General features: G+C 46.5%; 15 protein-coding genes and 1 riboswitch. All 15 genes read left to right on the top strand.

Annotated features, from left to right (window positions below; translation table 11 throughout):
• The first annotated feature begins 17 nt into the window (after positions 1-17).
• The 15 genes from ftsL (at position 18) to ftsZ (ending at position 19829) form a co-directional block, all read left to right on the top strand.
• Positions 18-398, top strand: a complete 381-nt coding sequence (ftsL, locus tag BLQ53_RS07625; protein WP_093726698.1) for a cell division protein FtsL — start codon at positions 18-20, stop codon at positions 396-398.
• A gap of 16 nt (positions 399-414) precedes the next feature.
• Positions 415-2556 carry a penicillin-binding transpeptidase domain-containing protein gene (locus BLQ53_RS07620; protein ID WP_093726697.1) on the top strand — a complete coding sequence of 714 codons (2142 nt, stop codon included), beginning with the start codon at positions 415-417 and terminating at the stop codon, positions 2554-2556.
• An 82-nt stretch (positions 2557-2638) separates the two neighbouring features.
• Entirely contained in the window at positions 2639-4573 is a 1935-nt protein-coding gene (locus BLQ53_RS07615; protein WP_093726696.1) for a stage V sporulation protein D, read from the top strand.
• 121 nt (positions 4574-4694) lie between these two features.
• The gene (locus tag BLQ53_RS07610) at positions 4695-6170 is read left to right on the top strand and encodes a UDP-N-acetylmuramoyl-L-alanyl-D-glutamate--2,6-diaminopimelate ligase (RefSeq protein WP_425288288.1); all 1476 of its coding nucleotides are present in this window, start codon (positions 4695-4697) and stop codon (positions 6168-6170) included.
• 2 nt (positions 6171-6172) lie between these two features.
• A complete protein-coding gene (locus tag BLQ53_RS07605) occupies positions 6173-7525 on the top strand; it encodes a UDP-N-acetylmuramoyl-tripeptide--D-alanyl-D-alanine ligase (RefSeq protein WP_093726694.1) in 1353 nt (450 codons plus the stop codon).
• 78 nt (positions 7526-7603) lie between these two features.
• Entirely contained in the window at positions 7604-8584 is a 981-nt protein-coding gene (gene mraY / locus BLQ53_RS07600; protein WP_093726693.1) for a phospho-N-acetylmuramoyl-pentapeptide-transferase, read from the top strand.
• Positions 8584-9936: a UDP-N-acetylmuramoyl-L-alanine--D-glutamate ligase gene (murD, locus tag BLQ53_RS07595; RefSeq protein ID WP_093726692.1), complete on the top strand. Its 1353-nt coding sequence runs from the start codon at positions 8584-8586 to the stop codon at positions 9934-9936. Before mraY ends, murD begins: the two co-directional genes overlap by 1 nt.
• A 71-nt stretch (positions 9937-10007) precedes the next feature.
• Positions 10008-11111 (top strand): stage V sporulation protein E, encoded by a 1104-nt coding sequence (gene spoVE, locus BLQ53_RS07590; protein WP_280137061.1) that lies wholly within the window; start codon positions 10008-10010, stop codon positions 11109-11111.
• 156 nt (positions 11112-11267) lie between these two features.
• A riboswitch (SAM riboswitch) is annotated at positions 11268-11374 on the top strand.
• A gap of 91 nt (positions 11375-11465) precedes the next feature.
• A complete protein-coding gene (gene ssuE, locus BLQ53_RS07585; RefSeq protein ID WP_093726690.1) occupies positions 11466-12017 on the top strand; it encodes an NADPH-dependent FMN reductase in 552 nt (183 codons plus the stop codon).
• A gap of 13 nt (positions 12018-12030) precedes the next feature.
• A complete protein-coding gene (locus BLQ53_RS07580; protein ID WP_212733359.1) occupies positions 12031-13296 on the top strand; it encodes an MFS transporter in 1266 nt (421 codons plus the stop codon).
• Between the two features lie 18 nt (positions 13297-13314).
• On the top strand, positions 13315-14706 hold the full coding sequence (locus BLQ53_RS07575; protein ID WP_093726689.1) for an LLM class flavin-dependent oxidoreductase: 1392 nt from the start codon (positions 13315-13317) through the stop codon (positions 14704-14706).
• Positions 14707-14710: 4 nt separating this feature from the next.
• Positions 14711-15898 (top strand): acyl-CoA dehydrogenase family protein, encoded by a 1188-nt coding sequence (locus BLQ53_RS07570; RefSeq protein ID WP_093726688.1) that lies wholly within the window; start codon positions 14711-14713, stop codon positions 15896-15898.
• 411 nt (positions 15899-16309) lie between these two features.
• Positions 16310-17092 carry a cell division protein FtsQ/DivIB gene (locus BLQ53_RS07565; protein WP_093726687.1) on the top strand — a complete coding sequence of 261 codons (783 nt, stop codon included), beginning with the start codon at positions 16310-16312 and terminating at the stop codon, positions 17090-17092.
• 233 nt (positions 17093-17325) lie between these two features.
• The gene (ftsA, locus tag BLQ53_RS07560; protein ID WP_093726686.1) at positions 17326-18609 is read left to right on the top strand and encodes a cell division protein FtsA; all 1284 of its coding nucleotides are present in this window, start codon (positions 17326-17328) and stop codon (positions 18607-18609) included.
• 59 nt (positions 18610-18668) lie between these two features.
• Positions 18669-19829, top strand: a complete 1161-nt coding sequence (ftsZ, locus tag BLQ53_RS07555) for a cell division protein FtsZ (protein WP_093726685.1) — start codon at positions 18669-18671, stop codon at positions 19827-19829.
• Positions 19830-19921: the final 92 nt, after the last annotated feature.

Here is a 19921-nt window from a genome sequence, read left to right as displayed (position 1 = left end):
ACAGGGGAGGAATAAGCTTGAGCGCAGAAAGAGCGAGAAGCTGGCAGCAGAGCAGTCCGGCACAAAGACCGCAGCAGCAGCCGAAACGGCAGGTAAAAGTCAAGGTTCACAAGAAAACATGGATTACGCCAGGAGAGAAGATTCTTTACACATTTTTCAGCTTGGTCATCTTGGCTGCAGCAGCTTATTTCGTAACCTTCGCCGCTTCGACGTATAATATCAACCGCGACGTAGAAGCGCTGGATTCAGAAATCAGCCATCAGAAAGTTGCCAACGAAGATCTGACTTATGAAGTAAAAGAACTGAGCAAGCCTGAACGTATCATCGATATCGCACGTGATGCAGGCCTGAAAGTGCAAAGTGCAAAAGTAAAAGAGGCCAATAAAGTCTCTGAATGAGAAAGGTACTGTTAATATGAAAAGTAACAAGACGTCACAAAGAATGGCGATGGTTCTGTTATCCTTCTTTGCTGTTATCTTTCTTGTCTTAGCTGGACGTTTCTTGTTCATACAAGCCTCTGGTGAAGTTGCCGGGGTAAATTTAAAGGAATTTGCGGAAAGTAAGCGGACCGACTCGTATACATTGGAAGCAACGAGAGGGAAGATACTGGATCGCAATGGAATGGAGTTGGCGTATGATCAGCCAACTTATTCTATTTATGCGATTGTCAGCGAAAAGTATTCCGCGGATAAAAAGCATCCAATCCACGTGACAGATGTGGACAAGACGGCGGAAGAAATAGCAGCTATCATCGATGCTGATTCCGCTGATTTAAAGGAACGTCTGCAAAAAGGTATCGATGATGGCCTATGGCAAGTAGAGTTCGGCTCTGCAGGGAGCGGCCTTTCACAAGATCAAAAGAAACAAATTGAAGATCTCGAATTGCCTGGTATCCAATTCACGGAAGAAGCGGAAAGGTTTTATCCAAATGGAACTTTTGCCTCTCAGATCATCGGTCTTGCTCAGCGAAAAGATGGCGTCATTACTGGTCTGACAGGTATTGAGCAGCAGCTGAATGATCAGCTGTCCGGTAAAAACGGAAGTATATCCTATGAACGAGATGGTTATGGATACAAGCTGCTGAACCCCAGTGAAGAAGTGCAGGCAGCCCATGATGGCGATAATGTCTACCTGACCATCGATCAGAAAATCCAGACCTTACTGGAGGATACACTCACCCAAGTGAATAAAAAGTGGAATCCTAAGAAAATCAGTGCAGTCGTCATGAATCCAAAAACCGGTGAGATTGTAGCGATGAGCAACCGTCCAAGCTATGATCCAAACAATCCGGAAAACGTGGAGAACTGGTATAATGATGCCATTTCCAATCCGGTTGAGCCTGGTTCTACAATGAAGATGTTTACAGTCGCGTCTGCGATTGAAGAGGGGAAATGGAATCCCGATGAAAAATATCAGTCTGGTTCTTTCAAACCAGATAGCAAGACAAAAATTAGTGACTGGAATGAGAATGGCTGGGGATCGATAACGTACTTAGAAGGTATGCAGCGTTCCTCCAATGTAATGGTAGCCAATCTTGTGGCAAACAAGATTGGTGAGGATAAGTTTCTGGAATACTTAAAGAAATTCCACTTTGACCAGAAAACTGGAATTGACCTTCCTGGTGAGATTCCAGGTACTATTTTATATAACTATCAATCTGAAAAAATCAGTACCTCTTATGGTCAGGGCACAACCGCAACACCAATTCAGATGATTACAGCTGCCAGCGCCATCGCAAATGATGGAAATATGGTAACGCCTCATATCATTGATAAGATTGTCGATCCCGATACGAAAAAAGTAGTCGAGCAGAAGAAAACGGAAGTACAGGGAAAACCTATCTCAAAGGGAACAGCTGATGAAACATTGAAGATACTGGAATCGGTCGTGACGTCTGAACATGGCACCGGGAAACCGTATAAATTGGATGATTATAGTGTGGCTGGTAAAACTGGTACCGCACAAATTCCAAATCCTAATGGCGGCGGCTACATGGAGGATAGAAAAAATAACTATCTATACTCTTTCCTTGGTATGGCACCTGCGGATGATCCAGAATTGATCATGTATGTTTCTGTCCAACAGCCGGAATTGAAAGTGACAGAGACTGGCAGTGAGCCAGTTGCCTTCATTTTCAAGAATGTGATGGAAAACGCGCTGCATTATATGGATATCAGCCCGGATCAAACAGATAATCAGGAAGAAGTAACAGAAAAGCATGTTCCGGATATAGATGGTATGTCCACTCGTGCGGCGAAGAAAGCGCTGGAGGAAACCGGCATGGAAGTAGTTGTTGTCGGCGAGGGGGATAAAGTTGCCTCGACGAATGTCCAAAGCGGCGATGCGGTCATTGAAGGTGAACGTGCCGTCATTGTCACAGATGAACCGACAATGCCGGATATCAAAGGCTGGTCGATGCGCGAAGTACTTGAATTGGGTGAGCTCTTGGAGTTGGATGTGGAGACGATCGACACCGGCTATGCCAAGACCCAAAGCATCAAAAAAGGAACGAAGCTGAATAAGAACGATTATCTTGCTGTCGAATTCTCGACATAAGGAAACGAACAGTGGTCTATCCGCTTGCGAACGGACATAACATGGATACAAGCCTACCTTTGTATACGAGGGAGAGATTTGTTTGAAAAGAGTATCCAATGTTACGATGCGCAAGCGGCTGGTCACTGTTTTTATTTTGGCTTTCATCGTGTTCCTCGTCATCGGAATCCGATTAGCATATGTCCAGTTCGTCCTTGGCAAGGACTTGGTGGACAAGGCTGAAGATTCCTGGAGCCGAAACATTACATTTGAGCCAGAAAGAGGAAAGATACTGGACCGGACTGGGGAAGTGCTGGCAGAGAATGTTTCCGCACCGACGGTCATGGTCGTACCACGTCAAATCAAGGATCCCGACTTAACAGCAGAGAAGCTTGCGGAGATTCTTGGAATGGAAAAGGACAAAGCATTGCAGCATGTGACGAAAAAGGCATCAATTGAAAGGATCCATCCAGAGGGACGGAAAATATCTGAGGAGCAGGCAGAAGCAATTCAGGCCCTCCACATGGAAGGAGTATATATCGCCAAAGATTCCAAACGGCACTATCCAAACGGTGATTACTTATCTCATGTACTTGGCTTCAGTGGAATCGACAACCAAGGATTGATGGGGCTGGAGGCATATTACGATGAGGAGTTGAGCGGAGAAGCTGGCAGCTTGTCGTTTTTCTCCGACGCTAAAGGACATCGTCTGGAAGATATGGCGGATGTTTATCAAGCACCGACTGATGGGATGGACCTGCAGCTGACGATAGATTCTGATATTCAGACCATCGTGGAAAGGGAACTGGATAATGCAGAAGCGAAATATAATCCTGATGGTGCCATTGCACTGGCAGTGGATCCTGATACAGGAGAAATCCTGGCGATGTCATCGAGACCATCTTTTGATCCGGAGAATTACAAAGAAGCCGATCCTGATACGTATAACAGGAACCTGCCGATTTGGAGTTCGTATGAGCCGGGAAGTACATTCAAAATCATTACACTTGCATCGGCCTTGGAAGAGAAGGTAGTCGATCTGGAGAATGACCATTTTCATGACAGTGGCTCCATTAAAGTCGACGGCGCTACATTGCATTGTTGGAAACGCGGCGGACATGGGGATCAGACCTATTTGGAAGTCGTGCAAAACTCTTGTAACCCGGGATTTGTTTCATTGGGACAGAAACTCGGAACCGACCGTCTGTTTTCTTATATAAAAGATTTTGGTTTCGGTGAGAAAACCGGCATCGACTTACAAGGGGAGGGAAAAGGAATTCTGTTTGATCCCGCGAAAATCGGCCAGGTCGAGACAGCCACCACTGCTTTTGGACAAGGTGTTTCCGTGACACCGATTCAGCAGGTCATGGGTGTATCAGCAGCCATCAATGGCGGATATCTGTATCAACCATATATCGCCAAGTCTTGGAAAGATCCGATAACGGGTAAAACGGAGACAGCCACCGATTCGGTCATGAAAAGACGGGTTGTATCCGAGGACACCTCGGAGCAGGTGCGTTACGCACTTGAAAACGTAGTGGCAAAAGGAACAGGTCGCGGAGCTTACCGTGAAGGTTTCCGGATTGGCGGGAAAACGGGAACAGCGCAAAAAGTAGGAGCGAACGGCACCTACATGGAAAATAACTATATTCTTTCCTTTATCGGATTCGCTCCGGCCAATGATCCGGAGATTGTCGTTTATCTTGCGATCGATAATCCGAAAAATACAATCCAGTTCGGTGGTAAAGTGGCTGCGCCGATCGTAGGTACCATCCTGGAGGACAGCCTTCGTTCCATGGGAGTGGCACCACAGAAAGATGGGCCGGAGAAATCTTATAGCTGGCCGGAAGAACCGCCGGAAGAAACCCCGGATTTCGTTGGTATGAAAAAGCGAGAGCTGACAGAGTACTACACAACGCTGAATATAGAATTGAGCGGTGAAGGTGAATATATCATCGATCAGGAACCAAAAGCTGGAACAAAGATAGAGGCAGGATCCACTGTTCGTCTGTATTTGTCGGAAAACCCGCCTGAATAAATCGGATGAACCATTCCTGCGGACATAAATTCTGGTATAATGGGAAAAGGTTTTTAGGCTTCAATCAATTAAACAAACTAAACTTTGCATCTTGTAAGGATAAATGAAGGACGTGGCAATTTTGAAACTTGCAGTTTTATTATCCGCACTGCCTTTTTATAAACAGCAGGCGGACCATGAACAAATCGATATTACTGGTGTGACGATTGATTCCAGGGAAGTCGAATCTGGCAATCTATTCATTTGTATAGACGGTGCCGTTGTCGACGGACATGCGTTTGCCAAACAGGCACAGGATCAAGGGGCAGCGGCGATACTTGCCGAACGCCCGCTCGATGTTTCGATTCCTGTCATCCTTGTGAAGGACACACTGCGAGCTCTGGCTCCATTAGCAAATGTTTTTTACAACCATCCATCCAAAGAGATGCGTGTCATTGGAATTACCGGTACGAATGGCAAGACGAGCATGACCTATTTGCTTGAAAGTATATTCCGTGCCAATAAAGAAGCGACAGGGGTAATTGGAACGATCCAGATGAAAATCAAGGAGGAAACGTATCCGGTGAAAAATACGACACCGGATGCACTTTTCCTGCAAAAAGGATTCCGGAAAATGGTCGATGAAGGAGTAGATACGGCTGTCATCGAGGTATCCTCCCATGCGTTGGACAGAGGACGGGTGCATGGCACGGATATCGATGTTGCGGTATTTACGAATCTATCGCAGGATCATCTGGATTATCACGCTAGCTTTGAAGATTATTTCCATGCGAAAAGTCTTCTATTTTCCCAGCTAGGAAATACTTTCGATCCAGAGCATCCGAAATACGCAGTCATCAATGCAGATGATCATTACGCGCAGGCTTTGATTAAATCAACTGCTCAGCCAGTTTGTACGTATGGAATAGACAAACCAGCAGATATCATCGCAACAGATATACAACTTGCTTCCAATGGCACCAGCTTCCTGCTGCAGACACCAAAGGGCGAAGCGAAAATCACAAGTAAGCTGATGGGTAAATTCAATGTCTATAACATGCTTGCTGCTGTTGGTGCAGCTATTTGCAGCGATATACCTTTTGCGACAATTTGCCAGGCTCTGCAAGAGACGACTGGAGTGGCAGGACGATTCGAACCAGTCATGGCTGGGCAGTCCTTTGGTGTGATTGTCGACTACGCGCATACACCGGATTCCCTGGAGAATGTGCTGACAACGATAAAATCCTTCGTGAAGGGCAAGATAATAACAGTGGTAGGCTGCGGCGGCGACCGTGACAAGACGAAGCGCCCGCTTATGGCAGGAAAAGCAGTCCAGTATTCGGATACTGCCATTTTCACAGCTGATAATCCGCGGACAGAGGATCCCGGGGCCATCCTTGAAGATATGATTAGAGGATTGGATTCTGACAAATATGTCGTCGTTCCGGATCGTGCAGAGGCAATCCAGCATGCCATCGACCTCGCGCAAGCGGAGGATATCGTGCTGATAGCAGGAAAAGGACATGAAACCTATCAGATCATCGGAACGCAGGTGCTTGATTTCGATGACCGTCTTGTCGCAGCGGAAGCTATCAAAAGAGCGGGATTAGGAGAATGACAATGCTATTTACAAGTGATTTCCTATATGATTTATTCCCTGATGCAACGAAGCAGCGGGATTTTGAGATTGCACAAGTAAATACCGACAGCAGGAAAGAAGCGCCTGACAGTCTATTCGTCCCGATCAGGGGAGAAAGATTCGATGCACATGCTTTCATAGAACAGGCAATCACGCAAGGAGCAGTCGCTTCCCTATGGGACAAATCAGTCCCTGTACCCGAAGCTGCTGCTGCGATTGTCCTATTTCTTGTCGATGATACGCTGGAAGCACTGCAACAACTTGCAAAAGCGCACCGGGTGGCAGTCGCCCCGATTGTTGTCGGCATTACCGGTTCGAACGGTAAAACGACTACAAAAGATTTGGTGACAAGTGTTTTGAAAGAAAAATACGAAGTGCTTGCGACCAAAGGCAATTTGAACAATCATATCGGTTTGCCGCTTACTGTATTATCGATGCAGCCTTCTTGTGAAGTGCTCGTTTTGGAAATGGGAATGAGCAATTTCGGTGAGATCGAATTATTATCCCATATTGCACAGCCGGATTATGCAATTATAACGAATATCGGTGAATCCCATATTGAATTCCTTGGTTCAAGGGAAGGCATTGCCAAGGCGAAAAGTGAGATCACGGCTGGTTTGGCTGCGGATGGCATTTTGATCATTGATGGGGATGAAGCCCTTTTGTCCGATCATCATGGTAAAGAGACGACTATCACTTGCGGCTTCGAGGCACAAAATAAGGAGCGCTTGCACGTCGAACAGACACTTGATGCAGCGACTGTTTTTTCAGTGAACGGAGAAAAGTATACATTTTCCTTGCTCGGGGCGCATAATGTACGGAATGCGGGCTATGCAATTGTTCTAGGCAAACAGCTTGGGGTAAGTCGGGATCATATTCAACATGCATTGCATGCTCCGTCAATGACGGGAATGCGAATGGAAATGCTTGCTGGGTTGAATGGCAGCAAGATCATCAATGATGCTTACAACGCTTCCCCGACTTCAATGAATGCAGCTATCCGGACAGTGCAGGAGCTGCCGTTTGCAAGACGTATCCTCGTACTTGGGGATATTTATGAAATAGGGTCAGAATCAAAACGCTATCATCGGGAAATTGCCAACGCAATCTCGACGGATACTTCCTATGTATTTACAGTTGGTGAGGATGCAGTTGAAATCACCGATGCATTGAAAGATGAACCAATTACGGCAATTCACTTCCACGACAAGGATTCCTTGACAGAGGCATTGGTGCCGTTACTACAGGAAGATACGATTGTGCTGCTGAAAGCATCAAGAGGGCTGAAGATGGAATCCATACTTGACACAATCGCTGTTATGGAAGAGAATTAATAGCTGGTAATCAGAATAGTGGCGCCACTGGCGCCAACATTTACTGGACGGGTGCTTTTTTAAAGGAGGAAAACATCAATGAACGTGGCACTATTACTTGTGACAATTGCGGTAGCATTCATCGTCACCGTCCTTATTTCTCCAATAATCATACCATTTCTTCGCAGGTTGAAATTCGGTCAGAGTATTCGTGAGGAAGGACCTAAATCCCATATGAAGAAGTCGGGTACACCGACGATGGGCGGCGTGATGATCATGATCAGCATTGTCGTGTCTACATGGATTATGCATGCAATCGGAAATATTCAAATGAGCCTGGAAACGTGGCTGCTATTATTCGTCTTGGTCGGATATGGCTTACTCGGATTCCTGGATGATTTCATCAAAGTAGCAATGAAACGGAACCTTGGATTGACATCCAAGCAAAAGATGATCGGTCAGATCATCATTGCGATTATTTTTTATGCACTGCTTCGATACAATGATTTCGGTACGTACATACAAATTCCGGGAACATCGATTCAGTGGGATCTAGGCTGGGGTTATTTCTTCTTGATCCTTATCATGTTGGTCGGCGCATCCAATGCCGTTAATTTGACTGATGGCCTGGATGGTCTACTGGCAGGTACCGCGGCGATTGCCTTTGGAGCTTTTGCTGTCGTGGCGTACTATGATGTCCAACAGACACAAATTACTGTATTTTCTTTGGCAGTAGTCGGTGCTTTGCTTGGATTCCTTGTATTCAACGCGCATCCAGCGAAGGTATTCATGGGTGATACGGGATCATTGGGACTTGGCGGCGCAATTGCAGCGGTAGCCATCCTTACCAAGATGGAAGTATTGCTGATTGTCATCGGCGGTGTTTTCGTTATTGAGACACTTTCCGTCATGATTCAGGTCATATCATTCAAGACGACTGGGAAACGGGTGTTCAAGATGAGTCCGCTTCACCACCATTATGAGTTGTCCGGCTGGTCTGAATGGCGTGTCGTCACGACATTCTGGGCTGTGGGACTATTATTCGCTGTCATCGGCGTTTACATGAAGGTGGGATTATGATGCCTGATTTCGAAACCAAATTCCCATATCAGCATGTGCTTGTACTCGGATTAGCCAAAAGCGGATTTGCTGCTGCCAGTACATTGCTCGCCCACGGGCGTAATGTACGTGTAAGTGATTTGAGTGCATCCAACCAGGAAGAGCTGATCCAAATATTGGAGCAAAAAGGTGCCGAAGTGAAGCTTGGACCACAAGAAGTGGAGCTTCTGGATGGTATGGATGTCTTAATCAAAAATCCAGGCATCCGCTATGAAAATGTGATCGTGCAAACAGCCATGGAGAGGGATATCCCCGTGCTGACAGAGGTGGAACTGGCCGGGTTGCTCCATAAAGGCACATTGATCGGCATTACCGGTTCAAATGGAAAAACGACGACGACGACACTTGCTTATGAGATGCTCAAGGAAAGTCAGGTGAGTACGTATGTCGCAGGTAACATTGGAACGGCCGCCTCTGAGGTTGCCAACAAGACAACGGAAGAAGACCGGCTCGTTCTGGAACTTTCATCATTTCAGCTCCAAGGCATAGATCAGTTTAGGCCGCACATCAGTGTGATGCTGAATATCTTCGAAGCACACTTGGATTATCACCATTCCCTTGAAAACTATGAGCAGGCAAAAGCGAATATTTTCCGTAATCAGGATAAGAGCGATTATCTTGTCTATAATGCAGAAGATGAACGGCTGCGTGAGATAGTCAACGAGGCACAAGCGACGCTTGTTCCTTTTTCCGGTGCACGAAAGCTGGACAACGGGGCATGGTATGATGAAACACATGTGTATTTCAAAGATGAGCCGGTAGCGGCCATAAAGGACATACTGCTTGTCGGCGGCCATCAGCTGGAAAACATACTCGCTGCTGTTGCAGCTGCCAAGCTGGCAGGGGCGACCAATGAAGGCATCCAGCATGTATTGAAGACATTCTCAGGCGTGGAACATCGTCTGCAGTATATCAAACATATCAATGGCCGAGCCTTTTATAATGATTCCAAGGCCACCAATATCCTGGCAACATCCAAAGCATTATCTTCATTCGATCAGCCGACCATCCTGCTTGCAGGTGGCTTGGATCGCGGCAATACCTTTGAAACACTCGTTCCATCTATGGAACATGTAAAGGCGTTGATAGTGTTCGGAGAAACAGCTGAAAAACTGCGCGAAACTGCCTATATGGCTGGTATCGAGCTTATCGAGCATGCCAAGGATGTCAAAGAGGCAGCTTCCATCGCCTATCGCATTTCCGAAAGCGGCGATGTCATTCTGCTGTCTCCGGCATGTGCAAGCTGGGACCAGTATCGGACATTCGAAGAAAGAGGAGACATGTTTGTAGAAGCGGTGCATACATTAGAGTAGGGGCTTGTCCTGCTCAGCCGCTTCGCTGCATGCGGACCCCCAATTCCAATCCAAGGAAATGGGGTTTTTCTTTGCGCAAATCAAATCTTCCGAAGACGGACTGGCTATTGCTCTCTTCCATCGGGGGCTTGCTGACAATCGGTATCATCATGGTATACAGTGCTTCTGCAATATGGGCGGAATATAAATTCGATGATAGTTTCTTTTTTGCCAAACGGCAGCTGCTGTTTGCCGGTGTGGGACTTGGAGCGATGCTGGTCATTTCAAGGGTGCATTATGAAATTTGGCGGAGATATGCAAAGGTACTTCTCCTGATTTGTTTCATTTTACTTATCGCCGTCCTGATCCCCGGTATCGGAATGGTTCGCGGCGGTGCGCGGAGCTGGATCGGGGTAGGAGCGTTCAGTATCCAGCCTTCAGAATTCACCAAGCTGGGTTTGATCATCTATTTGGCAGTCTATCTGTCGGCTAAACAGAAATATATAACCTCCTTGAAAGAAGGCTTCCTGCCATCACTTTTGCTCGTATTTACGGCATTCGGAATGATCATGCTACAGCCGGATCTTGGAACTGGTGTCGTGCTTGTGCTGACATGTATGGTGATGATTCTGGTCAGCGGAGCCAGGATCTCGCACTTTGTCGGTTTGGGTGCTATAGGTTTAGCAGCTTTTGCAGCACTGATTTTGTCAGCTCCATACCGTATCCAGCGCATTACCGCTTTTTTGGATCCGTGGGAAGACCCCTTGGGCGAAGGCTTTCAAATCATCCAATCTCTATATGCAATTGGTCCAGGAGGGCTAATGGGGCTTGGACTAGGGAATAGCCTGCAGAAGTTTTTCTACCTGCCGGAGCCGCAGACGGATTTCATTTTTGCTATTTTAGCAGAGGAGCTCGGCTTCATAGGCGGTGTTGGTGTCATGCTGCTTTTCCTGCTGTTTTTGTGGCGAGGCATCCAAGTTGCACTTCGGGCCCCTGATGGTTTCAGCAGCTTGCTGGCATTGGGTATCACTGGAATGATTGCAATTCAATGCATGATCAATATCAGTGTAGTAATTGGCTTGATTCCGGTCACTGGTATTACGCTGCCGTTTTTGAGCTATGGGGGATCGTCGCTTACACTTACGTTGAGTTCCGTCGGAATACTTTTGAATGTCAGCAGGTATAGTAAACTTTAAAAGTTACGATGGGCAACACGAAAAATAGGATGGTCTAGAGGACAGTCTATCCTATCAGCACCGCACAAATGAAAAAAGCAATAAATTAAAAAATTCGCACAATTACCATTGACTTTTTAGGGTTGTGCGCGTATCATTAAAAACAATTTCATACAGTTCTTATCAAGAGAAGCCGAGGGACTGGCCCGATGAAGCTTCAGCAACCTCTGACAATGTCAGAAAGGTGCTAAATCCAGCAAGATTAAAATCTTGGGAGATAAGAGTGCGGACGATACTATCAAGCTCTCTTTTCTTCGGAAAAGAGAGCTTTTTTTCGTTTAGTCACTCTACTACAAAAAAAGGAGAAATGACAAAATGACAGACATTATCATTCTATCAGGAAGTCCGTCCAAACACTCACGATCGCAGCTGGCAGCAACTTACGCGGGGAATCTTGCCAAAGAGCAAGGCTATACAGTCAAGGAGATCCGGGTGACCGATTTTGCTCCGGAAGATCTGCTTTATGCAAGGTTTGATAGTCCGCAAATCGTGGAGGCAGGCCGGTCTGTTCAGAACGCGAAAGGATTGATCATCGCTTCACCTGTGTATAAAGCATCGTACAGCGGCATATTGAAGGCTTTACTCGATTTACTTCCACAGGATGCGTTTAAAACCATACCGGTACTTCCACTCATGACAGGCGGCAGCCCGGCACATCTTCTTGCGATAGATTATGCGTTTAAGCCGCTTATCGCCAATTTAAAAGGGGAGCCGCTGCAAGGAGTATATTTATGTGATCACCATATCAACAAAGACAACCCAGAGCAGCCGATTGCAGATGAGGAAACAGCTGACAGAATCAAAACGCAGACAAATCAGCTTGTTGATGTGATCCGCCGTAACCTTGCCGCCAGCACTGTGAAGTGAGGTGGGAAGGGCGATGGGGGCAAAGAAAACATTGTTTGGTATACCGATTCAAGTAATCGGCGGGTTGCTTGCAATCCTTATTTTCATGACAGGTGATGGCATCGAACAGGCTTTTCTGTCTAAGTACGTAGTTGACATTGGCTTTACGACCAATCAGTCGGCAATCATGTTCAGTGCTTATGGAATTGTACTTACATTCGCTTCCTGGCTTGCCGGTGTACTTGGGGAAGTCATCGGTCCGCGCAAGACAATGCTGATTGGGCTGGTTACGTGGGTGGTTTTCGAAATCGGGTTTCTGTATCTGGGTCTTTACTTAGAAAGCTTTTCGATGATGGTGGTCATGTACGGTCTGCGTGGTTTTGGCTATCCGCTGTTTGCCTTTGCTTTCATCGTATGGATTGCTTATCGCACCGAGAAGCAAAAGCTGGCAACGGCAATGGGCTGGTTTTTCTTTATGTTCGCTGGTGGTATAGGGTTTCTCGGCTCCTATTATCCAAGTATCCTGCTTCCATTCATTGGGGAGATGGCAACGCTGTGGAGCTCACTTATCTGGATCATCCTTGGTGGAATTCTGGGAGTTGTATTGGTGGATGATAAAGATCGACAAGGGTTTAGGATTCAGGATCAGGTTAAAGAAAATAAATGGGCTGAAGCACTAAAGGGGATCACGATCCTTTGGGAAAGTCCGCGTGTTGCTGCCGGCGGTCTGCTTCGGACAATCAATACAGCTGGATGGTATGGTTTTGTTGTTGTCATGCCGGGCTTTTTCACTAGTTTCTTAGATATTTCAACGAGTCAATGGCTGCAGCTTTGGGCTATTCAGTCAGTCAGCAATATGGCGACCGGAGTCTTATTCGGCATGCTCGGCGATCGGATCGGCTGGGTCAAGGTAGTCCGCTGGTTCGGCTGTGTGGGAGCTGCTGTCTGTTCGTTACTTTACTACTATATTCCGGTAGCCTTCGGAGCAAACATCCCGCTGCTTATAGGGAACGCTATTCTTTTTGGTGCAGCGATTGCAGCCTTTGTCCCGCTGTCTGCCATCCTGCCGACACTTGCTCCTGCCAATCGCGGAGCAGCGATTTCCGTACTTAATTTAGGAGCGGGAGCCAGTCAATTCCTTGGGCCAGTGCTTGTCGGGGTACTGAACAATTATGTGGGCATTATCGGTGTTGTGTGGGGATTTGCAATTCTTTATGCGCTTAGTTTTCTGTTGACGCCATTTCTAGCCCCTGCTGCAAGAGCGCAAATACATGCTGCAAAAGAGCTTGCTGTCAGATAACCAAAGGAGGATTACCAAATGACAAACAAACGGATCTACTTGAATGCATTTGATATGAATTGCGTTGGGCACCAATCACCTGGGCTGTGGACACACCCTGAGGATCAGGCCCATCGCTATAAGGACTTGGATTATTGGACGGAACTGGCCCAAATATTGGAACGCGGTCAGTTTGATGCATTATTTTTGGCTGATGTACTGGGCACATACGATGTCTATCATAACTCACGTGATGGAGCAGTCCGTCAGGCAGCCCAGGTGCCGGTCAATGACCCGCTGCTTGTCGTACCGGCGATGGCGCAAGTCACAAAGCATTTAGGGTTTGGCATCACGGCATCTGTCACCTATGAGCATCCGTACAGCTTTGCACGCCGGGTATCCACACTGGACCATTTAACAAAAGGCCGGGTCGGCTGGAATATTGTCACCTCCTATTTGGAAAGTGCAGCCAAAAATCTAGGTTTGGATACGCAAATCAAGCATGATGAGCGCTATAACATTGCAGAAGAATACGTGGAGGTATGCTATAAGCTATGGGAAGGCAGCTGGGAAGAGGATGCCGTCGTTCGTGATACGGAACGAAAAGTGTACACTGATCCTGATAAGGTACATGATATTCATCACGAGGGTACGTATTACAGTGTGCCTGGAGCCCATTTGTCTGAGCCATCGCCGCAGCGGACGCCGGTGTTATTCCAAGCGGGTTCATCAACGAAAGGACGGGCATTTGCAGCTAAGCATGCGGAATGTGTCTTTATCAGTACGCCAACGATCACCGTGACAAAGAGCTATGTTGATAAACTTCGCGAAGAGACGAAACGTCAAGGGCGTGATCCAGAGGAAATAAAAGTGATGAGCCTCTTTACACCGATTGTAGCAAAGACAGAGGAAGCAGCACAGGAGAAACTGGCTGATTATCGAAGGCATGCAAGCTATGAAGGGGGCCTTGTATTGCTCGGAGGCTGGACCGGCATCGATTTTTCTGCATATGATCCGGACGAGGAGCTTCGTTTTGTCGAAAATGAAGCGATTCACTCGGCAGTGGAGATATTCACGAAAATTGATCCGAATAAAAAATGGACTGTCCGTGAAGTGGCCGAATTCGTTGGTGTTGGCGGAATGGGTCCGGTAGTTGCCGGAACACCGGAACAAGTTGCGGATGCAATGGAGGACTGGGTGGAACAAACCGGCGTAGATGGGTTCAATATAGCCTACGCAGTGACTCCTGGAACATTTATAGATCTAGCTGATCAAGTAGTACCGATTTTACAGGAACGGGGCAGAATCAGAAAGAACTATGAAGGTAATACGCTGCGTGAGAATTTAAGCGGAAGCAGCAGGCTACCCGAACACCACCCAGCACGACAGCTAGCGAAAGTAGTTCAGGAACAAGGAAAGCAAACGGTGTAACGGCATGGATAATAAACAGGAAACAAAACTAGCGTCCATCCATTCCCTGATTGATGAAGTAATGGAACAAACAATTGCTCCTTCTGCAGATCAAACCGATAGGGAGCGTATTTTTCCGAAAGCGAATATGCAGGCGCTTGCAGAGAAAGGGCTGAATGGTATTTTACTGCCGGAAGAACTTGGGGGGCTTGCTGCAGGCTACAAAGCATTTTCCGTTATAGTGGAAAAAATTGCGGCACATTGTCCATCCACTGGTCTTGTGTACACCATGCACGTAGAAGCAGCCGATGCCATTTACCGATTCGGCACAGAGGAACAGCACGAGAAGTGGCTGAAACCTGTGCAAGATGGCTGGTTTGGCACAACCTCCACAAGCGAAAGGGCCTCCGGTGGCAGGTACTGGATTAATACAAGCCAAGCGAAACGAACACCAAATGGATATGAGCTGAATCTGGAAAAATCGTTTACGACAAGCAGTGGTTATGCTGATTTTTATATTATCCAAACCGGGACTCCAGATAAAGTATCAGCTGATGATTTGAGTTACTTCATCATTGAAGGATCCGATCCGGGTTTAAGCTGGGGAAGCTGGGATGCCCTCGGTGTAAAAGGAAATCATAGCTCGTCACTGACATTGCAAAGCGTGCAGGTGCCGGAGGAAAGTTTGCTCGGGGGCGAAGGGGCTGGCAGGTCCATTGTAGAAGGGAGTATTGCTTATTTGCTCGGGTTGGGTTCTGTTTGGACAGGACTGGCTGGAGGAATAGTGAAAGAAATCACAACGTACTGCAGGCGTAATCATCACCGGGATATCGGTAAAAGCTTGGGGGATTACCAGGTAATTCGTGCTCTGCTTGCCAAAGCCGTGATTCAACATAAAGGCCTTACTGCTTGGCTGAATCAGCTTCGTGATGAAATTGATCAGCAGCTCAATCGCGGTTTGGATAAGCTTCATCCTGCCACTCAGCAGGATTTACTGTCATTCAAGATTCATGCTTCGGAAACGGTGAATGAGATTGCACAAATCGCAATGGACATCACTGGTGGTTACGGTTATAAAATTGGTAAGCTCGAAAGGTTTTACCGTGATGCCAGAGCGGGTATTGTAATGGGACCTTCTAACAATTTAGCCCGTGACATTCTGGCAAAGCAGATTGTAGGATTATCGGATGATTTGTGGGAAGAAACCTCCTGATTCGAGGTTTCTTTTTTGTTGAAATTTGTCATGTTCAGGCATATACGCGATGAAAGAGCGCGGCTCAATAGTAGCTGTGGCTATATTTACCACGAGAAAAAAACAAGGTTTGACCGACAAAACGGAGCTCGCAGAAACGAATGTCATGATAGAATAGGGGAGAAAGGCAGAAGAGAAAATCATAATTGATAGAAACAGAATCAAACGATAGTAGATGGATGAAGTTTTATTTCTTGACCATTGAAGAAGGAGATTGGCAACTTTTTATGTAATTAGGTAAAGACACCTTTTTTGAAGGAGATTTGTTTACAAATTGTTGGGTTACAGACTTTTTCCATTATACGAATGTGTTATAATTTTATAATTACAATACAAGCAGTTTTTGACTGTACAGCATAGGAAGAAGAGGAAATGAGCGAAAAAAAGAAAATTGTTTCCATCGAGGACCGTATTCCGAAATTAAAACAAGCAAGGAAAAAGAAGGCGAATAGGCGGCTGATATTCTACTTGTCTATCTTCTTTGTACTTATCTCCATCATTGTCTACTTGCAATCACCGCTTAGCAACATTCATCGTTTGGAAGTAAAAGGAAATGATTTTCTTCCGAAAGAGACGATTATCCAAAGCAGCGGCTTGACGACTTCGGATAATATGTGGCGGATTGACAAGGATGAAGCAATCAAGCGGATAGAAGAGAATGAGGAAGTCGAGAAAGTGTCTATAAGCAGAGGTTTTCCTGCCACTGTTACGATCAAAGTGTCAGAGCTCGGGAGAGTAGGTTATCTGCAGCTGGACGGCAGTTATCGTGCGCTGCTTACGAATGGAAGTATTTCAGAAAAGAAATGGGACCAGCCAAAGTCCGATGCCCCGATACTCTATGGTTTTTCGGATGATAAATATCTGGATGAAATGGCGGAGGAACTTGACCAGCTGCCTGCGTCGATTACGAGACTCATTTCAGAGATACACTATAAGCCTACCGAAGACAATCCATACGTCATCCAGTTATTCATGAATGACGGAATGGAAGTCCAAGGAACGATCCGTACATTTGCCACAAACATGGAGGCCTATCCAAGCATTGCAGCACAGCTTGATCCAGAAGTCGATGGTATACTCCACATGGGAGTCGGCACTTATTTCGAGCCTTCCGAAAAGAAAGAAGAAGACAAAGAGTCAGAAGAAGGACAATAAGCAGAAAATCACGGCATTTTATCAATTTATGTAGAATAAACGAGCTATATGCGGTATAGTCGAATCGGATAAGTGTATATTCGGCTAATTTCTGTAAGAATGTCGCTTTTTCGGCAAATTCCCCCGTGAAATTTGTTATAATTATGCGTGTCTGCATAAGAATAGTTAATGAAAATGAAAATGTAAAAAAACAATGCTGGGCGACATGTCTCTAGGATTAGGAGGTGCCTTACGTGAACAACAGTGAAATTTTAGTCAGCTTAGATGTAGGAACATCAAAAATTAAAGTGATTATCGGGGAAGTTTTCCAAGACTCCCTTAACATAATCGGTGTCGGTACGGCAAAATCAAATGGTTTGAAAAAAGGCGCCATCGTTGATATCGATCAGACCGTCCAATCAATCCGGAATGCTGTCGAGCAAGCCGAGCGGATGGTGGGCATGCAAATCGAGCGCGTGGTCGTCGGTGTGAATGGCAATCAAATTCAGCTGCAATCCTGTCATGGGGTAGTTGCTGTTTCCAGTGAAACAAGGGAAATAGACGATGAAGATGTTGCACGTGTCATCGATGCAGCACAAGTAGTATCCATTCCGCCTGAGAGGGAAATCGTCGATGTCATTCCGAAGCAATTCATTGTGGATGGCCTGGATGGAATCAACGACCCGCGCGGCATGATCGGTGTACGATTAGAAATGGAAGGAACCATCATTACGTGTTCCCGTACAGTCTTACATAATCTATTGAAATGCGTCGAGAGAGCCAACCTAGAAGTGATGGATATATGTCTGCAGCCTTTGGCTGCAGGGGCTGTCGCACTTTCGGAAGATGAAAAGAACCTTGGTGTAGGCTTGATCGACATTGGTGGAGGCAATACGACTGTCTCTGTGTTTGGTGATGGCCAGTTGATGGCGACGAGTGTCGTCCCGCTTGGCGGTGACAATATCAGCAAGGATATATCGATTGGACTAAAGACTTCCTCGGAACAAGCAGAAGAAATCAAGATTGGGTATGGACATGCCTTTTATGATGATGCGAGAGAGGAAGAAACATTCGAAGCTTCCATCATTGGGAGCAATAAAAAGCAGACTTTTTCCCAGCTGGATGTCGCTGACATTGTAGAAGCTCGTGTAGAGGAAATCTTTGCATACGCAGACAGTGAGATCAAGCGTATGGGCTTCCCTGAACTTCCTGGGGGATACGTCTTGACTGGCGGGGCATCCATGATGCCTGGTATGCTGGAGCTCGCGCAGGATTGTTTCCAAGCGAATGTGAGACTTGCGATCCCAGATTATCTTGGAGTCAGGGAACCGCAGTTCACCAGCGCCGTCGGAATCTTGCAATTTGCCTATCGGAATGCGAGAATACAAGGTAAGGAAATCTTCTCTGCTGTAACAGAGGGAGAATTCGATGAACCGGATAGAAGACCGGCGAAACCTGCTAAATCAGAAAAGAAAAAAGGCGAAGAAAAAAAGAAGGAATCAGGTATTGCCAACCTGTTCAAGTACTTTTTCGATTAAGACAGACACGTCAACTAGGGATTTTAAGGGAGACGGTTTGTAAATAGGAGGACGTTAAGATGTTAGAGTTTGACACAAATATGGAAACATTAGCGACGATAAAAGTCATCGGCGTCGGCGGGGGCGGAAGCAACGCCGTCAACCGGATGATCGAACATGGCGTCCAAGGCGTCGAATTCATTGCGGTGAACACCGATTCACAAGCATTAAATCTATCAAAAGCGGATGTCAAGATGCAAATTGGTGCAAAATTGACACGCGGACTTGGTGCAGGTGCCAATCCAGAAGTGGGTCGCAAAGCCGCTGAGGAAAGCAAAGAACAGATCCAGGAAGCGCTGCAAGGTGCCGATATGGTATTTGTCACAGCAGGTATGGGAGGCGGAACCGGTACAGGTGCTGCTCCAGTTATCGCACAAGTGGCCAAGGAGCTTGGTGCTCTGACAGTCGGAATTGTGACACGGCCTTTCTCGTTCGAAGGGCGAAAGCGTCAGACTCAGGCATTAGCAGGTACAGACGCGCTCAAAGGCAGCGTCGATACACTAATCGTCATCCCGAATGACCGCTTGCTTGAAATCGTCGATAAAAATACACCGATGCTTGAAGCTTTCCGTGAAGCGGATAATGTCCTTCGTCAAGGTGTACAAGGCATTTCCGAATTGATTGCCGTACCTGGTCTGATCAATGTCGACTTTGCCGACGTGAAGACAATCATGGCTGATAAAGGGTCTGCCCTTATGGGTATCGGTATTGCAACGGGCGAGAACCGAGCAACCGAAGCAGCCAAGAAAGCCATCAGCTCTCCATTGCTTGAAACATCGATCGATGGGGCGCATGGTGTCTTGATGAATATTTCAGGTGGTGCGAACTTGAGCCTGTATGAGGTACAGGAAGCTGCCGACATCGTAACGAGTGCAGCCGACCAGGAAGTGAACGTGATCTTCGGTTCAGTTATCAATGAAGATTTGAAAGACGAAATCGTTGTGACTGTCATTGCGACAGGTTTCGATGAAGCGCAGATTCAACAAGCGATGAATGCACCGCGTCCGAAAGCACGACCGGCCCAGAAAGAAACACAAAGTACGCAGCAGCCTGCACAAACGGAAAGAAGAAGAGAGCGTGAGGAATTGCGCCGGGAAACACCATCTCCACAGCCGCGCAAGCAGGAAGAAGATACGTTGGATATCCCGACATTCCTTCGTAATCGCAACCGCAGAAAATAATTCTTAAAGGATAGCATCCTATGATGCTATCCTTTTTTTTATGCTGAAAAATGTTAGACAAATTAGGCGGAAAATACATAAAAATAGTGCGG

Origin of the sequence: Terribacillus halophilus, assembly GCF_900101385.1 — a bacterium.
Taxonomy (GTDB): Bacteria; Bacillota; Bacilli; order Bacillales; family Amphibacillaceae; genus Terribacillus; species Terribacillus halophilus.
Note: the sequence above shows the minus strand (reverse complement) of the source record. Positions and strands in the feature narration are given on the sequence as shown.